This window comes from Polaromonas aquatica, from assembly GCF_042659145.1.
Lineage (GTDB): Bacteria > Pseudomonadota > Gammaproteobacteria > Burkholderiales > Burkholderiaceae_C > Polaromonas > Polaromonas aquatica.
In genome coordinates this window covers 520,392-539,418 of the sequence record NZ_JBHSRS010000018.1, presented here as the reverse complement: position 1 = coordinate 539,418, position 19,027 = coordinate 520,392, and the positions used below count along the sequence as shown (strand labels likewise).

At 62.5% G+C, this 19,027-nt stretch carries 18 protein-coding genes and 1 riboswitch; of the genes, 13 read left to right on the top strand and 5 right to left on the bottom strand.

Going from position 1 to position 19,027, the window contains the following annotated elements; all coding sequences use genetic code 11:
- Nucleotides 1-5: 5 nt before the first annotated feature.
- Nucleotides 6-2,003: a monovalent cation:proton antiporter-2 (CPA2) family protein gene (locus tag ACFQND_RS11005; protein WP_371437366.1), complete on the bottom strand. Its 1,998-nt coding sequence runs from the start codon at nt 2,001-2,003 to the stop codon at nt 6-8.
- Nucleotides 2,004-2,039: 36 nt separating this feature from the next.
- Here ACFQND_RS11005 and ACFQND_RS11000 point away from each other — a divergent pair, with 36 nt between their 5' ends.
- Genes ACFQND_RS11000 through ACFQND_RS10985 form a run of 4 tightly spaced genes read left to right on the top strand, consistent with a single transcriptional unit; the run spans nt 2,040 to nt 5,090 of the window.
- Nucleotides 2,040-3,032 (top strand): KpsF/GutQ family sugar-phosphate isomerase, encoded by a 993-nt coding sequence (locus tag ACFQND_RS11000; protein ID WP_371437365.1) that lies wholly within the window; start codon nt 2,040-2,042, stop codon nt 3,030-3,032.
- The gene (locus ACFQND_RS10995; RefSeq protein WP_371437364.1) at nt 3,029-3,616 is read left to right on the top strand and encodes a KdsC family phosphatase; all 588 of its coding nucleotides are present in this window, start codon (nt 3,029-3,031) and stop codon (nt 3,614-3,616) included. The genes ACFQND_RS11000 and ACFQND_RS10995 overlap by 4 nt, the downstream gene beginning before the upstream one ends.
- Nucleotides 3,613-4,290 (top strand): LPS export ABC transporter periplasmic protein LptC, encoded by a 678-nt coding sequence (gene lptC, locus ACFQND_RS10990; protein ID WP_371437363.1) that lies wholly within the window; start codon nt 3,613-3,615, stop codon nt 4,288-4,290. Before ACFQND_RS10995 ends, lptC begins: the two co-directional genes overlap by 4 nt.
- A gap of 23 nt (nt 4,291-4,313) precedes the next feature.
- Nucleotides 4,314-5,090, top strand: coding sequence for an SDR family oxidoreductase (locus tag ACFQND_RS10985; protein WP_371437362.1), 777 nt, complete (start codon nt 4,314-4,316; stop codon nt 5,088-5,090).
- Nucleotides 5,091-5,234: 144 nt separating this feature from the next.
- Here ACFQND_RS10985 and ACFQND_RS10980 read toward each other — a convergent pair whose 3' ends face one another.
- From ACFQND_RS10980 to ACFQND_RS10965, 4 genes are all read right to left on the bottom strand, one after another.
- The gene (locus tag ACFQND_RS10980; protein WP_371437361.1) at nt 5,235-5,681 is read right to left on the bottom strand and encodes an RNA recognition motif domain-containing protein; all 447 of its coding nucleotides are present in this window, start codon (nt 5,679-5,681) and stop codon (nt 5,235-5,237) included.
- 197 nt (nt 5,682-5,878) lie between these two features.
- The gene (locus ACFQND_RS10975) at nt 5,879-6,106 is read right to left on the bottom strand and encodes a zf-HC2 domain-containing protein (RefSeq protein ID WP_371437360.1); all 228 of its coding nucleotides are present in this window, start codon (nt 6,104-6,106) and stop codon (nt 5,879-5,881) included.
- 16 nt (nt 6,107-6,122) lie between these two features.
- Nucleotides 6,123-6,689: a sigma-70 family RNA polymerase sigma factor gene (locus ACFQND_RS10970; RefSeq protein WP_371437359.1), complete on the bottom strand. Its 567-nt coding sequence runs from the start codon at nt 6,687-6,689 to the stop codon at nt 6,123-6,125.
- Between the two features lie 165 nt (nt 6,690-6,854).
- A complete protein-coding gene (locus ACFQND_RS10965) occupies nt 6,855-8,057 on the bottom strand; it encodes an ammonium transporter (protein ID WP_371437358.1) in 1,203 nt (400 codons plus the stop codon).
- A 149-nt stretch (nt 8,058-8,206) separates the two neighbouring features.
- Nucleotides 8,207-8,398, top strand: a riboswitch (yybP-ykoY riboswitch).
- Between the two features lie 9 nt (nt 8,399-8,407).
- Between ACFQND_RS10965 and ACFQND_RS10960 the strand changes: the two genes are divergently transcribed.
- From ACFQND_RS10960 to ACFQND_RS10920, 9 genes are all read left to right on the top strand, one after another.
- Nucleotides 8,408-8,965: a TMEM165/GDT1 family protein gene (locus ACFQND_RS10960; RefSeq protein WP_371437357.1), complete on the top strand. Its 558-nt coding sequence runs from the start codon at nt 8,408-8,410 to the stop codon at nt 8,963-8,965.
- A gap of 156 nt (nt 8,966-9,121) precedes the next feature.
- On the top strand, nt 9,122-10,270 hold the full coding sequence (metX, locus tag ACFQND_RS10955; protein ID WP_371437356.1) for a homoserine O-succinyltransferase MetX: 1,149 nt from the start codon (nt 9,122-9,124) through the stop codon (nt 10,268-10,270).
- Entirely contained in the window at nt 10,267-10,884 is a 618-nt protein-coding gene (gene metW / locus ACFQND_RS10950; RefSeq protein ID WP_371437355.1) for a methionine biosynthesis protein MetW, read from the top strand. Before metX ends, metW begins: the two co-directional genes overlap by 4 nt.
- Complete coding sequence (gene chrA, locus ACFQND_RS10945; protein ID WP_371437354.1) at nt 10,881-12,272, top strand: chromate efflux transporter; 1,392 nt, start codon at nt 10,881-10,883, stop codon at nt 12,270-12,272. The genes metW and chrA overlap by 4 nt, the downstream gene beginning before the upstream one ends.
- 28 nt (nt 12,273-12,300) lie before the next feature.
- Nucleotides 12,301-14,133 carry a SulP family inorganic anion transporter gene (locus ACFQND_RS10940; protein ID WP_377413413.1) on the top strand — a complete coding sequence of 611 codons (1,833 nt, stop codon included), beginning with the start codon at nt 12,301-12,303 and terminating at the stop codon, nt 14,131-14,133.
- Nucleotides 14,134-14,143: 10 nt separating this feature from the next.
- The gene (gene otnI, locus ACFQND_RS10935) at nt 14,144-14,965 is read left to right on the top strand and encodes a 2-oxo-tetronate isomerase (RefSeq protein WP_371437352.1); all 822 of its coding nucleotides are present in this window, start codon (nt 14,144-14,146) and stop codon (nt 14,963-14,965) included.
- Nucleotides 14,966-15,033: 68 nt separating this feature from the next.
- Nucleotides 15,034-15,912 (top strand): archaetidylserine decarboxylase, encoded by an 879-nt coding sequence (asd, locus tag ACFQND_RS10930; protein ID WP_371437351.1) that lies wholly within the window; start codon nt 15,034-15,036, stop codon nt 15,910-15,912.
- A gap of 50 nt (nt 15,913-15,962) precedes the next feature.
- Complete coding sequence (locus tag ACFQND_RS10925) at nt 15,963-17,471, top strand: glycine betaine ABC transporter substrate-binding protein (RefSeq protein WP_371437392.1); 1,509 nt, start codon at nt 15,963-15,965, stop codon at nt 17,469-17,471.
- An 80-nt stretch (nt 17,472-17,551) separates the two neighbouring features.
- On the top strand, nt 17,552-19,027 hold the full coding sequence (locus ACFQND_RS10920; RefSeq protein WP_371437350.1) for a M20 family metallopeptidase: 1,476 nt from the start codon (nt 17,552-17,554) through the stop codon (nt 19,025-19,027).

Genomic DNA, 19,027 nt, shown 5'->3' with positions numbered 1-19,027 from the left:
GGGGCTTATCCGGCAGGGTTGGTTTTAAGGGAGCGGCCGCGCAACAGTTTTTCTTCGGCCATGGCTAGCGCGCCGGGTTTGCCCGACAGCACCAGCGTGTCGCCGCCTTCGAGCAGCGTGTCTTCATTCGCTTCCAGCGGCTTGCCGTTGCTGCGCCGCAGGCTGACCACGCGCACGCCGAGAGAGCCCATGGGCTGGCCGGCATGCTTGAGGCCCAGCGGCAAGGTGACGGTTGAAAGGCGCTCCTCATCAAGCTCATTCACGGTGTCGTCGTCGGCGCCGCGAAAGTAGCCGCGCAGCAGGTTGTAGCGTGCATCGCGCTGCTCCTGCACCACCCGGATCACGCGGCGCATGGGCACACCCACCAGCGCCAGCGCGTGGCTGGCCAGCATCAGGCTGCCCTCTATGGCTTCGGGCACCACCTCGGTGGCGCCGGCGGCCTGCAGTTTTTCAAGGTCGTGGTCGTCCACCGTGCGCACAATCACCGGCACGGTGGGCGCATGCGCGCGCACATTGGCCAGCACCCTGACCGCGCTGGCGGTGTCCAGGTAGGTCACCACCACCGCGCTGGCACGCGACAGGCCTGCGGCCATCAGTGCCTGCAGGCGCACGGCGTCGCCGAACACCACAGAATCACCCGCGGCGGCGGCCTGGCGCACCCGGTCCGGGTCCAGGTCCAGCGCCATGTAGGGAATGCCTTCGCCCTCCAGCATGTGGCCCAGGTTCTGGCCGCAGCGGCCGTAGCCGCAAATGATCACGTGTTTGTCGGTATTGATGGACTTGCGCGCAATCGAGGTCATCTGCAGCGACTGCTGCAGCCATTCGCTGGCCACCAGTTTCATCACGATCTGGTTGCTGTACATGATGATGACCGGCGTGGCCAGCATTGACAGCACCATGCTGGCGAGAGTCGGGTTGAGCAGGTCGGGCGGGACCAGCCGGCTTTCCTGCGCCAGTGCCAACAGCACAAAACCGAACTCCCCAGCCTGCGCCAGGTAAAGGCCGGTGCGCAGGGACACGCCCGCCGTTGCACCCAGCGCCCGCGCCAGCCCGGTGACAAGCAGCAGCTTGAAAACAACCGGCAGCGTTGCCAGCAGCAACACCATGGGCCAGCGCTCCAGCACGATGTGCCAGTCCAGCATCATGCCCACGCTGATAAAAAACAGGCCCAGCAACACATCGTGAAATGGGCGTATGTCGGTTTCCACCTGGTGCTTGAATTCTGTTTCTGAAATCAGCATGCCGGCGATGAAGGCGCCCAGCGCCAGGCTCAGGCCGGCCAGCTCCGTCAGCCAGGCCAGCGCCAGCGTGACCAGCAGCAGGTTCAGCACAAACAGCTCTTCGCTTTTGCGGCGCGCCACGATGGTGAGCCACCAGTGCATGACACGCCGGCCGCCGGTCATCAGCAGGCCGACCAGCAGCGTGGCTTTCAGTCCGGCCACGGCCAGCGCAGTGAAAAGCTTGTCGGGCGAGGAGCCCAGCGCCGGGATCAGCACCAGCAGCGGAACCACGGCCAGATCCTGGAACAGCAGCACGCCCATGATGCGTTTGCCGTGTTCGGACTCCAGCTCCAGGCGCTCGGCCAGCAGTTTGACCACAATGGCCGTGCTGCTCATGGCAATGGCACCCGAGAGTGCCAGCGCGGTTTGCCACTCCATTTTCCAGAGGGTGGGCGCCAGGCTGGCCAGAAACAGCGAGCCGACGGTGGCCAGCACAACCGTCAGCACCACCTGCAGCAGCCCGAGCCCGAAGACATGGCGGCGCATGGAGCGCAGCTTGGAGAGGTTGAACTCCAGCCCGATCACAAACATCAGGAACACCACGCCAAACTCGCCCAGGTGGCGTACACCCTCGGAATTTTGCGACAACGCCAGCGCATGCGGGCCTATCAGCACGCCAACCGCCAGGTAACCGAGCATGGGCGGCAATTTCAGCGAACGGCACGCCACCACGCCCAGCACCGCGGCCAGCAGGTAAAGCAGTGTCAATTCAAGCGCGCTCATCCTTTGATGGTAGCAGCGGCTCTATAGAATGCGGTGATGAGTTTTGACGCCGTCCCCTTTGATGCCGAGCAGGCGCAGGCCCTTGCCCGCAAGACCTTTGAGATAGAAGCCGCCGCCGTGCTGGGCCTTGCCGGCCGCGTCGGGCCGGAGTTTGCGCAGGCTGTGCAGCTCATGCTCGCCTGCCGCGGCCGCGTGGTCGTGATGGGCATGGGCAAAAGCGGCCATATCGGACGCAAGATCGCGGCCACGCTGGCATCGACCGGAACACCCGCGATGTTTGTACATCCAGCCGAGGCCAGCCATGGCGACCTGGGCATGGTCACGGCGGCAGACGTGGTGCTGGCGATTTCCAACAGCGGCGAGACCGCCGAGCTCACCGAGGTCCTGCCCGTGCTGATCCGCCAGGGCGTGCCGCTGGTGGCGATCACCGGTGGCATGCAATCCGCGCTGGCCAGGCAGGCGCGCGTCACGCTTGACAGCAGCGTGGCGCAGGAGGCCTGCCCGCTGAACCTGGCGCCCACGGCCAGCACCACGGCGCAGCTGGCGATGGGAGATGCGCTGGCGGTGGCCCTGCTGGATGCGCGTGGTTTCAGGGAAGAAGACTTCGCCCGCTCGCACCCCGGCGGCGCGCTGGGTCGCAGGCTGCTCACGCATGTCAGCGATGTCATGCGCAGCGGCGAGCAGGTTCCGCAGGTGAGTCCGGACAGCAGCTTCAGCGAATTGATGCGTGAGATGAGCAGCAAGGGCCTGGGCGCGTCCGCCGTGGTCGATGACCGGCGGCATGTGCTGGGCATCTTCACCGATGGCGACTTGCGCCGCCTGGTTGAAAAAGGGACCGACCTGCGCAACAGCAAGGCCGGCGAGGTGATGCACGCCAACCCGCGCACCCTGCGGGCTAGCGCACTGGCCGTGGAGGCGGTGGCGTTGATGGAGCAACACCGCATCACCAGCGTACTGGTGGTGGACGAGGCCGGCGTGTTGTGCGGCGCACTCAATTTAAACGACCTGATGCGTGCCAAAGTCATATGAGCGCTAGATCCGCCACCATGAGTGTTTCGCTGCCCGCCCTGACCCCGGCCCTGAATTTCGCTCCCGAGCTGCTGCTCAGGGCGCAAGGTGTCAAAGTCGCATTTTTTGATATCGATGGCGTGTTGACCGATGGCGGTCTTTACATGTCCGAGCATGGCGAGACGCTCAAGCGCTTCAACACACTCGACGGCCATGGCCTGAAACTGCTGCAAAAAGCCGGCATCACGCCGGCGGTAATCACAGGTCGCGACAGCCTTGCATTGCGTGCCAGGCTGAAGGCGCTGGGTGTCGCCCATGCGCACTTTGGCACCGAAGACAAACGCCCCGCTGCTGAAATCACGCTCAAGGAACTTGGGCTGGACTGGTCGCAGGTCGCGGCCATGGGCGATGACTGGCCCGACCTGCCCGTGATGCGGCGTGCGGCTTTCAGCTGCGCGCCCGCCAACGCCCATGCCGAGCTGAAAGCCCTTGCGCACCACGTCACGGCGGAAACCGGAGGGCATGGTGCAGCGCGGGCATTTTGCGACCTGCTGCTGGTGGCCAGCGGCCGTTATGCCGCACTGTTGCAGGCATACGCCGAATGACAACGGCAACACTGCCGGCAAAACCGCTGCTGCATGCCTTGCGTGGGCCCTGGGCGCGGGTGCTGCGGCTGTGGGACCATATTTCCATCTACCTGCCGGTGTTGCTGATGGGTGTGCTGGCGCTGGGCACCTACTGGCTGGTGCGCAACTCGCCGGTCTTCAGTGCACCTGAAGCCGCCAAGGAAGCCAGGCATGAGGTGGACTACTTCATGCGCAACTTCACCATCAAGACCTACGACGAAAACGGCCTGCTCAAGAGCGAAATTTACGGCATAGAAGCGCGCCACTACGCCGACACCGACACACTTGAAATTGACCAGCCGCGCATGCGCAGCATCAGCGCCGAAGGCCGCCTGATCACATCTACCAGCAAGATGGCTTTGGCCAACGGCGACGGTTCGGAAGTGCAACTGCTGGGCGATGCGCGGGTGGTGCGCGAGGCCACCACGGACGCGGACGGCCGGGCCTTGCCGCGCATGGAGTTCCAGGGCGAGTTCTTGCATACCTATGTCAATGACGAGCGCGTCAAATCCCACAAACCCGTGGTGTTGATACGCGGTGGCGACCAGTTCACCGGCGACACGTTTGCCTACGACAACATCACCGGCATCGCAGACCTGAAAGGCCGCGTGAAGGGCCTGATTGTTCCCCGGACTGTGGTGCCGCCCCGGTAAGCTTGAATTCCCCAGGAGCCAGCGTGTCCAGACTTGTATTGATCACCGGCGCATCGAGCGGCATAGGCCAGGCACTGGCATTGCGGTTTTTCCAGGCAGGCTATCGGCTGGCGCTTGTAGCCCGCCGTACCGCAGAACTTCAGTCATGGGCCGAGGCAAATTCCCTGGGCGCATCGAGCTATCAAATATATAGCGCTGATGTTTCCGATACCGACAGCATCGTGGCCGCGGGGCAAGCCTGCATGGCGGCCCAGGGCGTGCCCGATGTGGTGGTCGCCAATGCCGGCATCAGCATAGGCATGGATACCGGCATGCGCGAAGACCTGGACGTGATGCGGCAGACCTTTGCCACCAACAACATCGGCGTGGCGGCAACCTTCCATCCCTTTATCAACGCGATGACACGGCGCGGCTCCGGCACGCTGGTGGGCATAGGCAGCGTGGCCGGCATACGCGGCCTGCCCGGGCATGGCGCTTACTGTGCCAGCAAGGCCGCTGTCATCGCTTACTGCGAGAGCCTGCGCGGAGAACTCAAAAGTGCCGGCGTGCAGGTCGTCACGATTTGCCCCGGCTACATAGACACGCCACTGACGCAGCAAAACAGCTATTCCATGCCTTTTCTCATGAAGCCGGAAGCCTTTGCCGACAAGGCCTTTGCGGCGATCACGGCAGGAAGCAGCTACAGCGTCATTCCGTGGCAGATGGGTGTGGTGGCCAAGCTGCTGCGCCTGCTGCCCAACGCCGTGTTTGACAAGGCGCTGTCAGGCCGGGCGCGCAAGAAACGCCAGCAAGCCGGCTGATCTTGTCGGCTGCTATAAAAAAAGGAGCTGGTTGCGCCCGTGTTTAGCGGGCTGCAATGCAAAAAGGCTTCAAAACCTGGGTCTTGAAGCCTTTTGTGAGCTTGTCTTCAGCCTTGCAGCTGAAGGGGCCTGGGGTTTGAGGGCTTAGTAGCCGCCGCGTCCACCACCACCGCCGCCGGAACGGCCACCGCCGCTACCGCCGCCGCCGTATGGGCTACGGAAACCGCCGTCGCTGCCGCCGCCGGAACGACCGCCACCACCGCCGTAACCACCACCGCCGCCGCCACCACCGTAGCCGCCACCACCGCCGCCAAAGCCGCCGCCCGTGCGTGGGGGACGTGCTTCCATCGGGCGAGCTTCATTCACGACAACACTGCGGCCACCCAGAGGCTGGCCGTTCATGCCGTTAATTGCTGCTTGCGCTTCGGCATCGCTGCCCATTTCGACAAAGCCAAAACCCTTGGAGCGACCGGTGTCGCGTTCCATCATGACTTTAGCGCTGGTGACAGCGCCGAACTGGCCAAAAGATTGCTGCAGATCTTCGTCGCGAACCGAGTACGGCAGATTGCCGACGTATAGTTTGTTGCCCATGAAGGGACTCCTCTAAAACACAAAAACAAAAGCGATGGGGTCCCGAAAGCACAACAAATCTTATACGTACCGCTGTAGCGCGCGAAACTGACCGATCACCTAACGTGTGTGAATGCGGACATTCACACCCCCATATTATGCGCTAGATACTGAAAAAACAGGCAACTATCGTAAGTACCTATAAGTCAAGTAGTCAATTAGTATTCGTTTTTTTCGCCATCCTGGCTGGTGTAATTTCGCCACCGGCCCATGGCTGCGCGCAGGGTCAAGACCTGATTTTCGAATTTCGGGCAGGCCAGGCAGGCCAGCAGGTGAAGCCTGAGGGCGATGTTGTCAGGCAGGCTGAGCGCACGGTCTTCCCGCGCGATAAGCAGTGCGGCGGCCTCGCGGCAGGTGCGTCTGAGGATGGTGATTTTCGGTTTCACGTCAATGGAAAAAGAGTCAGGTCCCCTGCTTGCCAAACCAGTGGATATTCATGCACTCCTGCAGGCGCAAGCGGGCCCGGTGCAGCTGGACATAGAGGTTGGTCGGCGTCAGGGCCAATTCCTTACAGATCTCCTGGGACGACAATTCGAGCCATTCCCGCATCAGGAAAAGCCGGCCCAGGGCGGGCGGCAGGCGTTCCATGCAGGCGTCCAGCACCTGGAAAAACTGGCTTTGCTGCAAGGTCTGATGCGGGTCGCCCCAGTCGTTGGGCTGGCTGACAAAATGGCCATCGGCCTGAAAGGCCAGCCGGTCCAGCTCGTCGCCTTCGCGCTCGGTGTCGGGATCGGTTGCCGACATTTCGCGGGTATTGCTGCGTATCAGGTCGACGACCTTGTGTTTGAGGATGCCGACCAGCCAGGTCTTGAGCTGGGATCGGTTGCCAAAGGTTTGCGGCTTTGACAATGCCGCCAGCAGCGTCTCCGATACCGCGTCTTCGGCCCAGGCGTCATTGCGCAGCTGCAGGCGTGCAAAACGCATCAGGTAGGTCCGGTGCTCGACGAGCTGCTCTTCAAAGGAGGCCATGTCTGGCAGTCTAGCCGGAGCCCGGCAGCTTGTGCGCAATAGCGGTAGATGGCGCCCAAATATTTGCGGGCCGGCCTTGCGGCCGCCTGTTTATGAGTCAAAAGTGCCCACGGCCGCCGGTTTGTGCGCGCAGCAAGCTATTAAATCAATAGCAAACCGGAGTGGCTACCAGTTGACCTCGCGGTCAGGCGTGGCGCCAATGCGGTGTATGGAAATGTCCGCGCCCTCAAATTCCTCTTCCTGGCTCAGGCGCAGGCCCATGCTGGCCTTGAGCGCGCCATAAACAACAAAACTTGCCAGCAGTGCCCAGGCAACCCCCATGAAGCTGCCTATCAGCTGCGCGCCCAGGTGCACGCCGCCCAGGCCGCCGAATGCCTTGCTGCCGAAAATGCCTGCAGCAATGCCACCCCACAGGCCACACAGGCCATGCAGGGGCCAGACGCCGAGGACGTCATCGATCTTCCATTTGTTTTGTGTCAGGGTGAACATCATGACAAACACGCCGCCAGCCACGGCACCTGTCACCAGTGCGCCCAGCGGATGCATCAGGTCCGAGCCCGCGCATACGGCCACCAGCCCGGCCAGAGGGCCGTTGTGCACAAAGCCGGGATCGTTTTTGCCAAACACCAGCGCAGCCAATGTGCCGCCGACCATCGCCATCAGCGAGTTGACGGCGACCAGGCCGGAGATCTTGTCTATGGTTTGCGCGCTCATCACGTTGAACCCGAACCAGCCTACCGTCAGGATCCAGGCGCCCAGCGCCAGGAAAGGGATGTTGGACGGCGGGTGCGCGAGCACCGCGCCATCCTTGCGGTAGCGGTTGCTGCGTGCGCCCAGCAGGATCACGGCCGGCAGGGCCAGCCAGCCGCCTACGGCATGAACCACGATGGAGCCCGCAAAGTCATGGAATTCCGCGCCCGTGAGCGACTTGATCCAGGCCTGCACGCCAAAATGATGGTTCCAGGCGATGCCCTCGAAGAATGGGTAGACAAAACCGACGATCACCGCCGTTGCGATCAGTTGCGGGTAAAAACGCGCGCGTTCGGCAATGCCGCCCGAAATAATGGCCGGAATGGCGGCTGCAAAGGTCAGCAAAAAGAAAAACCTGACGAGTTCATAACCGTTTTTGGCGGCCAGCTGTTCGGCGCCTACAAAAAAATGGGTGCCATAAGCCACCCCATAGCCCACCGCGAAATAGGCCACGGTAGAGACTGAGAAATCCACCAGTATCTTGACCAGCGCATTGACCTGGTTCTTTTTGCGGACCGTGCCCAGTTCCAGAAAGGCAAAACCCGCATGCATGGCCAGCACCATGATGCCGCCCAGCAGAATGAACAGCGCATCAGAGCCCTGTTTTAGTGCTTCCATAAGTTCCTCGTTGGATGAAATGTAGTTTTGTGGTGCGCATTTCAGGTAAACCTCAGAAGCGCACCAAATACAAGCAAGAAATGCGCCGCAAGTGTGCAGAACGGGCATCCATCCTTAAATCAGGGGTTCTGACCGCAACGCTTACAATGCAGGCTGTCATTGGGGAGTAGCCGCCCTTCCATTTATTTGAGAGAGGGGCTTGCGTCAACAGACTTGCAGGGCTTTGCAACAAAGCCGGCATGGCGCAAGCGGTTCCAGACTTGGCGAGACCTTTGACTGCACCGCCTCCGTTTCAGGCCGGGGATGTCGTGCAGTCATGGGTTTTGTACCGGCCGGAGTCTATTCATTCAATGGAAGCTTTCCTCGTCTCCACAGGCATCGTCGCCCTCGCCGAAATGGGCGACAAGACGCAACTTCTCGCGCTGCTGCTGGCTGCGCGCTTTCGCAAACCCTGGCCCATAGTCCTCGGCATCTTCGTCGCCACCATCGCCAACCATGCCATGGCCGGCGCTTTGGGGGCCTGGGTGACAACACAGCTCAGCCCGCAAGCCCTGCGCTGGATCCTGGGCGCCTCTTTTATCGCCATGGCGGTGTGGATGCTGATCCCGGACAAGCTTGACGACGAGGCAGACAGGCAGTCCTCACGTTTTGGCGTTTTCGGCACCACGGTGCTGATGTTCTTCCTGGCCGAAATGGGTGACAAGACCCAGATTGCCACCGTCATGCTGGCCGCGCGCTATGAGGCCTACTTCGCGGTGGTGGCCGGCACCACGCTGGGCATGATGCTGGCCAACGCGCCCGTGGTCTGGCTCGGCGAGCGCGTCACGCGCCTGGTGCCCTTGCGTGTAGTGCACATCGTTTCGGCACTGGTCTTTCTCTGCCTGGGGCTATTTGCCTTGCTGGGCTAGGAGCCTGTCGAGCCTGGGCCTCCCGGGTTGATATACTGCCATTGCGCCGATTTGCTACAGCTTGCGGGCGCTTAATAAGTTCAGCTAAAGACGCCAGCCAACCCGGCCTCGCCTTTAGTGCGATGCCGGGTTTTTTTGTTTTCAGATGTTCCAGCCATGTTGATCGCCACGCCACAGTCCATGCACTTTGCAGACGTTTTGCCCTTGCAAAGCGGCGCATCGATTCGTGCCTACGACCTCAGTTACGAGACCTACGGCACGCTCAATGCCGACAAATCCAACGCGGTGCTGATCTGCCACGCGCTCAATGCCTCGCACCATGTGGCCGGCGTCTACCTGGACGCCAGCGGTGAAGTGGTGGACAAATCCGAAGGCTGGTGGGACACCATGATAGGCCCCGGCAAGCCGGTGGACACGGACCGGTTTTTTGTCATAGGCGTGAACAACCTGGGTTCGTGTTTTGGCTCCACCGGCCCCATGCAGGTGAATCCGGACACTAATGAAATCTACGGCGCAGATTTCCCCGTGGTGACGGTGCAGGACTGGGTTGACGCGCAGGCCTGCCTGCTCGATGCGCTGGGCATCCAGACCCTGGCCGCCGTGATGGGCGGCAGCCTGGGCGGCATGCAGGCGCTGAGCTGGACCTTGCAATACCCGGACCGCGTGCGCCACGCCGTGGTGGTGGCCAGCGCGCCCAACCTGACGGCCGAAAACATCGCGTTTAACGAAGTCGCACGCCGCGCCATCGTGACCGACCCGGACTTTCACGGCGGGCATTATGGCCGTCACGGTGTGCTGCCAAAACGCGGCCTGCGCATTGCCCGCATGATTGGCCACATCACGTATTTGAGTGACGACGTGATGAACGAGAAGTTCGGCCGCCAGCTTCGTGAAATCTCGGCCATCCACGAAACCGGTTACCGGTTTTCCACCCAGGAAGTCGAGTTCCAGATTGAAAGCTACCTGCGCTACCAGGGCGACAAGTTCAGCGAATACTTTGATGCCAATACCTATTTGCTGATCACGCGTGCGCTGGATTATTTTGACCCGGCCAGCCCGTTCGGCGGCGACCTGAGCGCGGCGCTGGCCAGGGCCAGCGCCAAATTCCTGCTGGTGAGCTTTACCACCGACTGGCGCTTTTCACCGGCGCGCAGCCGTGAAATCGTCAAGGCCCTGCTGGATAACCAGCGCGACCTGAGTTACGCAGAAATTGACGCGCCGCATGGCCACGACGCGTTCCTGCTCGACGATGAGCGTTATCTGGGCGTGGTGCGCTCCTACTTCAACGCCAAGGTGGCGGCATGAATCCGATCGTCGATCCTGTCGTGCAAGCTTCGCCGGACCTGCTCTCGATTGCCAGGTTGGTGCCGCATGGCGCTCGTGTGCTGGACCTGGGCTGCGGCACAGGTGAACTCCTCGCGCACCTGATAAAAGAGCGCGGCTGTTCGGGTTATGGCGTCGAGATCAACGACGCCAATGTGCAGGCCTGCGTGGCGCGTGGTGTCAATGTGATACAGCTCAACCTTGACGAAGGCTTGGCGGTATTTGGCGACCGCTCGTTTGATGTGGTGCTGCAGATCGACACCTTGCAGCATTTGCGCAATGCAGAAGTCATGCTGCGCGAAACTGCGCGTGTGGGCCGCATCGGCATCGTCGCCTTCCCCAACTTCGGCCACTGGCCGAACCGCCTGGCGGTGTTGCGCGGCCGTATGCCTGTGACCAAGGTGCTGCCCTACCAGTGGTACGACACGCCCAATATCCGTGTCGGCACCTTGCAGGACTTCGAGGCCCTGGCCCTGCAAAACCGGCTGGAAATCCTGGACCAGTTTGGTTTGCAGGACGGCCGGGAGATCCGCTTCTGGCCCAATGCACGCGCCAGCCGTGCGGTGTTCAAGTTCCAGCGAACCGGCGCAGCATGACGCGGCGGGCGCCTGACAGCCCGAGCGTTCCCGACGCGCCCAGAGCCATTTCTTTTGGCGAAGCTTTCCGCTTCTGGCTGCAGCTGGGTTTTATCAGCTTTGGCGGCCCGGCCGGGCAGATTGCCATCATGCACCGTGAGCTGGTCGAACGCCGCCGCTGGGTGTCTGAAAAACGCTTTTTACACGCGCTCAATTTCTGCATGGTCCTGCCCGGCCCCGAGGCGCAGCAACTCGCCACTTACCTCGGCTGGTTGATGCACCGCACCCGGGGCGGTGTGGTGGCCGGCGCTTTATTTGTATTGCCCTCACTGGTGCTGCTGATTGCGCTGAGCTGGATTTACATGGCGTTTGGCCAGCAGCCGCTGGTGGCCGGCATTTTTTACGGCATCAAACCGGCGGTGGCGGCGATTGTGTTGCATGCGCTGCACCGCATTGCCAGCAAATCATTGGGAAATCCGCTGTTGGTCCCCGTCCCCTGGGTGATAGCAGCTATGAGTTTTGTAGCAATCTGGGCCTTGAAGCTGCCTTTTCCGTTGGTGGTGCTGAGCGCCATGCTGGTCGGGGCGGTGCTGGCACGGCTGGCGCCCGGCGCGCTGGCCGGGGGTAGTGGTCATGCAACGACGGTCAAGGGCGCCCATGACGCAGCCTTGATTGACGACGACACCCCTACACCAGCCCATGCCCTGTTCAGCCGGTCACGGCTGCTGAAAGTGCTGGCTGTGGGCGCCGCGCTCTGGCTACTGCCCATGGCCGCGCTGCTCGCCAGTCATGGCTGGAACGGCACCTTGACACAAATCGGCTGGTTTTTCACCAAGGCGGCGATGCTGACCTTTGGCGGTGCCTACGCCGTCTTGCCTTATGTCACCCAGGCGGCGGTTGAGCATTACCAGTGGCTCAGCACGGCGCAAATGATGGATGGCCTGGCGTTGGGGGAAACCACGCCCGGCCCGCTCATCATGGTGGTGGCCTTTGTCGGTTTTGTGGGTGGCTGGGCCAAACAGGTGCTGGGCCCGGACGCGCTATTCCTGGGTGCGGCGCTGGCCGCCTGCGTGGCGACCTGGTTCACGTTTTTACCCTCGTTTATTTTTATCCTGGCCGGCGGGCCCTGGGTCGAGTCCACGCGTGGAAACCTGAAACTCACCGCACCGCTGGCCGCCGTGACTGCCGCCGTGGTTGGTGTGATTGCCAATCTTGCTCTGTTTTTTATAGCTGTTGTCGCTTGGCCGGCAGGGGGCAAGGGGCTGTTTGATGCACAACCCGACTGGATTGCGCTGGCATTGGTGCTGGCCGCCGCCCTGGCGCTGTGGCGCCTCAAGTGGGGTGTGATCCCCGTCATCGCGGCTTCGGCGGGGATAGGACTGTCCTTGCGCCTGCTCGGCCTGGCCTGAGCGATGCGACGCGCCGCCGACCCAAGTTATGCTCAAGCCCATGCAAGGACAACTGGAAAAAAGTAGCTCCCCCGGCCTGTTGGAACGCCTGTTCGGCAGCTGGACCCGAACCGTCACACGAAGTACGCTGCGCGTCGATGCCATGGCCGGTTTGCTGGGCGCCGTGCTGGTTTTGCCGCAGGGCATTGCGTTTGCCACGCTGGCCGGACTGCCGCCTGAATACGGGCTTTACACCGCCGTCGTGCCGTGCATCATTGCGGCGCTGTTTGGCTCCAGCTGGCATGTCATGTCGGGGCCGACCAATGCCAACTCGCTGGCCCTGTTTGCCATGTTGTCACCGCTGGCCGTGGCCTTCAGCCCGGCCTATATCCAGCTGGCACTGGCGGTCACGGTCATGGTCGGCATCATGCAGTGGCTGATAGGCACCTTGCGCCTGGGCAGCCTAGCCAACTTTATATCCCCGGCGGCCTTGTTCGGTTTTACCTCAGGGGCCGCGCTGCTGATTGCTGTGTATGCCCTGCCGGATTTGCTGGGGCTGGCGCCCGCTGCAGAACATGGTGCCGCAGCGGTGCTGGCGCATGTGGGCTCGCAACTGGTCCATGCACAACCGGCGGCGCTGGCGGTGGCGGCGATCACGGCGGCAGTGGCGTTTGCTGTGCGCCGGCTGCGGCCAGGCTGGCCCTTCATGCTAGTGGGGCTGGTGGTGTCAACGGCGCTGGCCGCCTTCTGGTTCCAGGTCATGGCGCCCGAGCCGGTCACGCCGGCCATGGCCTTGCGCACGGTGGGCAAAATTGCCACGCCCTGGCCGCGTTTCGAGGTGCCGCACATCAGCTGGGCTTCGGTGCCGGATTTGCTGGGCCTGGCCTTTGCGCTGACTATCGTGGCCCTGGGCCAGGCGATCTCGATTGCCAAGGCGGTGGCTGCGCGTTCCGGCCAGCGTATCGATGCCAACCGCGAGTTTCGCGGCCAGGGCCTGTCAAATATCGTCGGCGGATTTTTCTCCTGCTACGTGTCCTGCGGCTCCATGAACCGTTCCATGCCCAACCTGCAGGCCGGTGCACGCACGCCGCTGGCGGCGGTGTTTGCGGCCCTGCTGCTGCTGGGCCTGGTGGCGGTCAGTTCGTCCCTGCTGGCGCAAATTCCCATGGCGGCGCTGGCCGCGCTGCTGATGCTGGTGGCCGTGGCCCTGTTGGACCTGACCCGCTGGCGCCAGCTGTTCAGGCTCAGCCGCACCGAGTTTGCGGTGGCGCTGGCGACCATGGTGGCGACCGTCACCATCAGGCTGGAAATGGCCATCCTGCTTGGCACGCTGCTGTCGCTGATGTCGTTTCTCTACCGCACCTCCAAACCGGCAATGCGCACCATGGGGTTTGACAGCAACTCGCCGGACCGGCAATTTGTGGTGCTGGCCGATGCCGCGACGCCGCTGCAAGAGTGTCCACAGCTCAAGCTGCTGCGTATGGAGGGCGAGGTGTATTTTGGCGCGACCCAGCATGTGGCCGACACCCTGCATGCCTTGCGCCATGCGCCCCAGCCGCAAAAACATTTGCTGGTGATGGGCAAGAGCATGAACTTCATTGACCTGGCGGGTGCCGAGTTGTGGGAGGCCGAACTCACTGCTCGCCGCGCCATGGGCGGAAATCTCTACTTTCACAGGCCCAGGCCGGAAGTGCTCAGGATGTGGGAGACCACGGGTTTTACGCGCCTGCTGGGGCCTGAGCACCAGTTCCCCGACAAACGCACGGCCATCGCCACCATATTCCCGAAACTCGATCCGCAAATCTGCAGGACCTGTACGGCGCGTATTTTCTGGGAATGCAAAAGTGTGCCGCCGCCTGAAGAGGCCGGTGACAAGACCTGATTTTTGACACATGCTTCAGTTTGCTGCCAACCTTAGCTGGATGTATGCCGAGCTGCCCTTTGACGACAGGTTCGAGGCGGCGGCCCGGGACGGCTTCACCGCCGTCGAAATCCTCTCGCCCTATGCCTGGCCGGCTACGGAACTGGCTGCACGCCTGAAGGCCCATGGCCTGTCGCTGGTGCTGCTGAATGCGCCGCCTGGTGGTTCTGATGCCGCCGGCATTGATAGCGCCTGGGCTTCCGGCCAGAAAGGCACGGCCTGCCTGCCGGGCCGCGAAGCCGAGTTTCGTGCCGGCTTTGCGGTCGCGCTGCAGTACGCCCAGGCCTTGTCCTGCCCGCGTATCCATGTCATGGCCGGTGTGGTGCCCGGGGGGGTAGACCGTGAAACCGTTCAGCCCACCTACATCGCCAACCTGGGCCATGCCGCAGCGCAGGCCGCCGGGGCGGGCGTGGAGATTTTGATTGAACCGATCAACACGCGTGATATCCCGCGTTTCTTTTTGAACCGGCAGGACCACGCGCATGAAATCATTCGTGAAGTCGGAGCGGCCAACCTGAAGGTGCAGATGGACCTTTACCACTGCCAGGTTGTGGAGGGCGACGTGGCCATGAAGCTGCGCAAGTACATCCCGACTGGCCATGTCGGGCACATACAGGTTGCCGGCTCGCCGGGCCGCAACGAGCCGGATGTGGGCGAGCTTAACTACTCCTACCTCTTTTCCGTGCTTGAAGAACTCAACTACACGGGCTGGATTGGCGGCGAGTACAAACCGCTGCGCGGCGACCAGGCGGGTGCCACGTCTGCCGGCCTGGGCTGGTTGAAGTCGCGTTGACGTTCCGGTTTTTTGCACCGATAGAATCAGCCACCCCCGAAAAACAACAACGAATAGAGACCCAACCCGTGTCTGACCGCCTGGCAGTTTTGCCCCAATATCTTTTCCCCAAGCAGGCGTTGACCGCATTTGCAGGCTGGGTCGCGTCGCGCGAGCGCGGCTGGGTGACGACCGAAATCATCCGGCGTTTTGTTGCGAAGTACCAGGTCAATATGGACGAGGCGCTGGATTCGGACATCGCCAGCTACCGCAGCTTCAATGACTTTTTCACACGTGCACTCAAACCGGGCGCGCGGCCCCTGGCGGCGGCGGACCTGGTCTGTCCGGTAGATGGTGCGATCAGCCAGTTCGGCGCGATTGAACGCGACCAGATTTTCCAGGCCAAGGGCCACAGCTACTCGACCACGGCCGTGGTGGGCGGCGATGCGGCGCTGGCCGCGCAGTTCCGGGACGGCAGCTTTGCCACCCTGTACCTGAGCCCGCGTGATTACCACCGAATCCACATGCCATGCGACGGGCGCCTGACGCGCATGATTTATGTGCCTGGCGACCTGTTTTCGGTTAACCCGGTGACGGCGCGTGGCGTGCCCGGCCTGTTCGCACGCAACGAACGGGTCGTCTGTGTTTTTGAATCGGCACGCGGCCCTTTTGTGCTGATTCTTGTGGGCGCCACCATCGTCGGCAGCATGGCCACTGTCTGGCATGGCGTGGTCAATCCGCCGCGCGGCAAAGACGTACGCGAATGGCACTACCCGGATGAGCCGACCTCTGCGATCCGGCTCAGGCAAGGCGAAGAGATGGGCCGTTTCCTGCTCGGCTCCACGGTGGTCATGCTGTTCCCCAGGGGGCCGCTGGGCTTTAACACCGACTGGGCACCGGGCGGCGCCGTCCGGCTGGGCGAAGCCATGGCGCAGCAGCCATGGAAAAATAGCCATTCAGGCTTGTAACCACCATGCAGCAAGCGCAGTCAGCTATTCAATTCATAGCGACTGCCCGCATGTGCCGTGCCCGCTGGCTCCGGGCGCTGGCGCTGCTTGCGCTGTTGTCAGGCATGGGGCTTTCCCATGCCGCAGAAGATGTGCTGCGCATTGGCTCCAAGCGGTTTACTGAGTCCTACATCCTGGCCGAGGTGCTGGCGCAAACCGCTGCCCCGCACACCAGCACGCCGCCTGTGGTGCAGCGCGGGCTGGGCAATACCGCCATTGTTTACGAGGCGCTGCGCGCAGGCAGCATAGACCTGTATGCCGAATACACAGGCACCATTGCGCGGGAAATCCTCAAGAGCGACAAGCCCATGACGCGCGAGGCCATGAACGCCGCGCTGGCGCCGCTCGGGCTGGGGATTGCCGTGCCTTTTGGATTCAATGACGGCTATGCGCTGGCCATGCGCGCGGACCGCGCCGACAGTCTGGGCATAGCCAGCCTGGCTGACCTGGCGAAACATCCGGGTCTCAGGCTGGGCCTGTCCAACGAGTTCATCGGGCGCGCCGACGGCTGGAAGGGTTTGGCCGCACGCTACCGCCTGCCGCAATCGCCGGTCGGGCTGGACCATGGGCTGGCTTACGACGCCATTGGTGCCCGGCAGGTTGACGTCATCGACATCTATACCACCGACGCCAAAATCGACAGCCTGGGCCTGCGGGTGCTGAAGGATGACGGCCAGTACTTTCCGCGTTACGACGCGGTGCTGCTTTACCGGCTGGATGTGCCGCTGCGCTTTGCACAGGCGTGGGCCGCCATGCAGCGGCTGGAGGGCCGCATAAACGAGCAGACCATGGTCGCCATGAATGCCCGCGCCGAGTTGCAGGGTGAGGGGTTTGAGGCCATTGCGCGCGACTTCCTGGCGGGCGGCACGGCTGGTATGGCGGCTATGGCGCAGCGCGGCTTCACGGCCAAGCTGTTCGGGCCTGACCTCGCGCGGTTGACGCGCCAGCATCTTGTGCTGGTTGGCGCCGCGGTTGGCCTGGCCTTGCTGTTTGCGGTCCCGCTGGCGATCCTGGTGTTCCCGCATGTGCGGTTGCGCGCGGCGGTGCTGGGGCTTGCCGGCCTGCTGCAGACCGTGCCTTCACTGGCTTTGCTGGCCATGCTTATTTCACTGATGGGCGCCATAGGAACCTTGCCGGCCCTGATCGCGCTGACGCTGTATGCCCTGTTGCCCATCATGCGCAACACCGTCACTGGCCTGAGCGAGGTGCCGCAGGGGCTGTGCCAGGCGGCTACTGCGCTTGGCATGACGAAGGGCCAGGCCCTGTGGCTGGTGCAATTGCCGCTCGCGCTGCCGACTGTGCTGGCGGGTGTACGGACCGCCACCACGATTGCGATAGGCACGGCGACCATCGCGGCCTTCATAGGCGCCGGCGGTTACGGCGAACGCATCGTGACCGGGCTGGCGCTCAATGACCGCGCGCTGCTGATGGCGGGCGCCTTGCCGGCTGCGGCGCTGGCCCTGGTCAGCGAGGCTGTGTTTGAAGCCATTGAAAGAATAATGCGGCGGCGCCACGGCTGAGGCGGCATGACCGCAAGGTGGCGCGGTTTCAAGCACAGGCGTAAAGTACCGACCTAGACAGCCAGACTGGAGTTTGCCCAATGAATGCCCCTTTGCACCGCGAAATCCCTGCCGATATCCTGGATGCCGCCCAGGCGCTGTCCCAGGTCACCAGGCAATGGGACAGCGACATCGTCAAACAGCTTTCCGACTACATAACGATTCCTGCCAAGTCGCCGGGCTTTGACAGCGAGTGGAAACAGCACGGTTATATCGACACCGTTGTGCGCAACGCAGCAGCCTGGGTGGAGGCGCAAAAGGTTGAAGGCCTGAGCCTGGAGATCGTGCGCCTTGAGGGCAGGACGCCGGTACTGTTTTTTGAAATTCCCGCAACGCGCGCCGGCTCGACACAAACAGTGCTGATGTATGGCCACCTGGACAAACAACCTGAATTCAGTGGCTGGCGCAGCGACCTCGGTCCCTGGACACCCAAATACGAAGACGGCCTGCTCTACGGCCGCGGCGGTGCGGACGACGGTTATGCGGTCTACGCCAGCATTGCGGCTGTACAGGCGCTCAAGAGCCAGAACGTGCCGCACCCGCGCATCGTCGGCCTGATCGAAACCTGCGAGGAAAGCGGCTCCTACGATTTATTGCCCTATGTGAATGCGCTGAAGGAGCGGCTTGGCGATGTCGCGCTGGTGGTGTGCCTGGACTCGGGCGCCGGCAACTACGACCAGCTCTGGCTGACGACCAGCCTGCGTGGCAATGGCGGCGGCGTGCTCAAGGTCGAGGTACTTACCGAAGGCGTGCACTCCGGCGATGCCAGTGGCCTGGTGCCGTCCAGCTTTCGCATCATGCGCGAGCTGCTGGATCGTCTCGAAGACAGCAAGACCGGGCGCCTGCTGCCGCAAAGTTTTCACTGCGAAATTCCGGCCGACCGCATGCAGCAGGCCAGGGCCACGGCGCAAATCCTGGGCGACGAGCTGTACAAGCGCTTCCCTTGGGCGCACTATGACTGTGAGGGCTCGGCCAGCTTTACCCTGCCCACCACCACCGATCCGCTGGAAGCGCTGCTTAACCGCACCTGGCGGCCCACATTGAGTGTGACCGGCGCCGAAGGTTTTCCGGCATTCAGGGATGCGGGCAATGTGCTGCGCCCCTACAGCGCCTTCAAGCTGTCGCTGCGTTTTCCGCCGCTGATTGACGCCGGCACGGCGGTGCAGGAGCTCAAGACCTTGCTAGAAGATAACGCCCCTTACAACGCCAAGGTCACTTTTGAAAGCAATGGCGGCGCCACCGGCTGGAATGCCCCCGGCACGGTGGACTGGTTTGAAAATGCGCTCAACGACGCATCACAGAGTTTTTTCGGCGCACCCTGCGGCACCATAGGCCAGGGCGGCACGATTCCCCTCATGAACATGCTGAGCAAGGGTTTCCCCAAGGCGCAAATGATGGTTTGCGGCGTGCTTGGGCCCAAAAGCAATGCACACGGGCCCAACGAGTTTTTGCATGTGCCTTATGCCAAAAAGCTGACGGCGGCGGTGGCCCACGTCATGGCCTGTGTCCCTGGCTGA

What these genes read in the sequence shown, in the direction of transcription:
- lptC (WP_371437363.1), top strand. Translation starts at nt 3,613, where the DNA reads ATGACAACGGCAACACTGCCGGCAAAACCGCTGCTGCATGCCTTGCGT.
- ACFQND_RS11000 (WP_371437365.1), top strand. Translation starts at nt 2,040, where the DNA reads ATGAGTTTTGACGCCGTCCCCTTTGATGCCGAGCAGGCGCAGGCCCTT.
- ACFQND_RS10940 (WP_377413413.1), top strand. Translation starts at nt 12,301, where the DNA reads ATGCTCAAGCCCATGCAAGGACAACTGGAAAAAAGTAGCTCCCCCGGC.
- metX (WP_371437356.1), top strand. Translation starts at nt 9,122, where the DNA reads ATGTTGATCGCCACGCCACAGTCCATGCACTTTGCAGACGTTTTGCCC.
- ACFQND_RS11005 (WP_371437366.1), bottom strand. Translation starts at nt 2,003, where the DNA reads ATGAGCGCGCTTGAATTGACACTGCTTTACCTGCTGGCCGCGGTGCTG.
- otnI (WP_371437352.1), top strand. Translation starts at nt 14,144, where the DNA reads ATGCTTCAGTTTGCTGCCAACCTTAGCTGGATGTATGCCGAGCTGCCC.
- ACFQND_RS10995 (WP_371437364.1), top strand. Translation starts at nt 3,029, where the DNA reads ATGAGCGCTAGATCCGCCACCATGAGTGTTTCGCTGCCCGCCCTGACC.
- ACFQND_RS10980 (WP_371437361.1), bottom strand. Translation starts at nt 5,681, where the DNA reads ATGGGCAACAAACTATACGTCGGCAATCTGCCGTACTCGGTTCGCGAC.
- ACFQND_RS10925 (WP_371437392.1), top strand. Translation starts at nt 15,963, where the DNA reads ATGTGCCGTGCCCGCTGGCTCCGGGCGCTGGCGCTGCTTGCGCTGTTG.
- ACFQND_RS10965 (WP_371437358.1), bottom strand. Translation starts at nt 8,057, where the DNA reads ATGGAAGCACTAAAACAGGGCTCTGATGCGCTGTTCATTCTGCTGGGC.
- metW (WP_371437355.1), top strand. Translation starts at nt 10,267, where the DNA reads ATGAATCCGATCGTCGATCCTGTCGTGCAAGCTTCGCCGGACCTGCTC.
- ACFQND_RS10960 (WP_371437357.1), top strand. Translation starts at nt 8,408, where the DNA reads ATGGAAGCTTTCCTCGTCTCCACAGGCATCGTCGCCCTCGCCGAAATG.
- ACFQND_RS10970 (WP_371437359.1), bottom strand. Translation starts at nt 6,689, where the DNA reads ATGGCCTCCTTTGAAGAGCAGCTCGTCGAGCACCGGACCTACCTGATG.
- chrA (WP_371437354.1), top strand. Translation starts at nt 10,881, where the DNA reads ATGACGCGGCGGGCGCCTGACAGCCCGAGCGTTCCCGACGCGCCCAGA.
- ACFQND_RS10920 (WP_371437350.1), top strand. Translation starts at nt 17,552, where the DNA reads ATGAATGCCCCTTTGCACCGCGAAATCCCTGCCGATATCCTGGATGCC.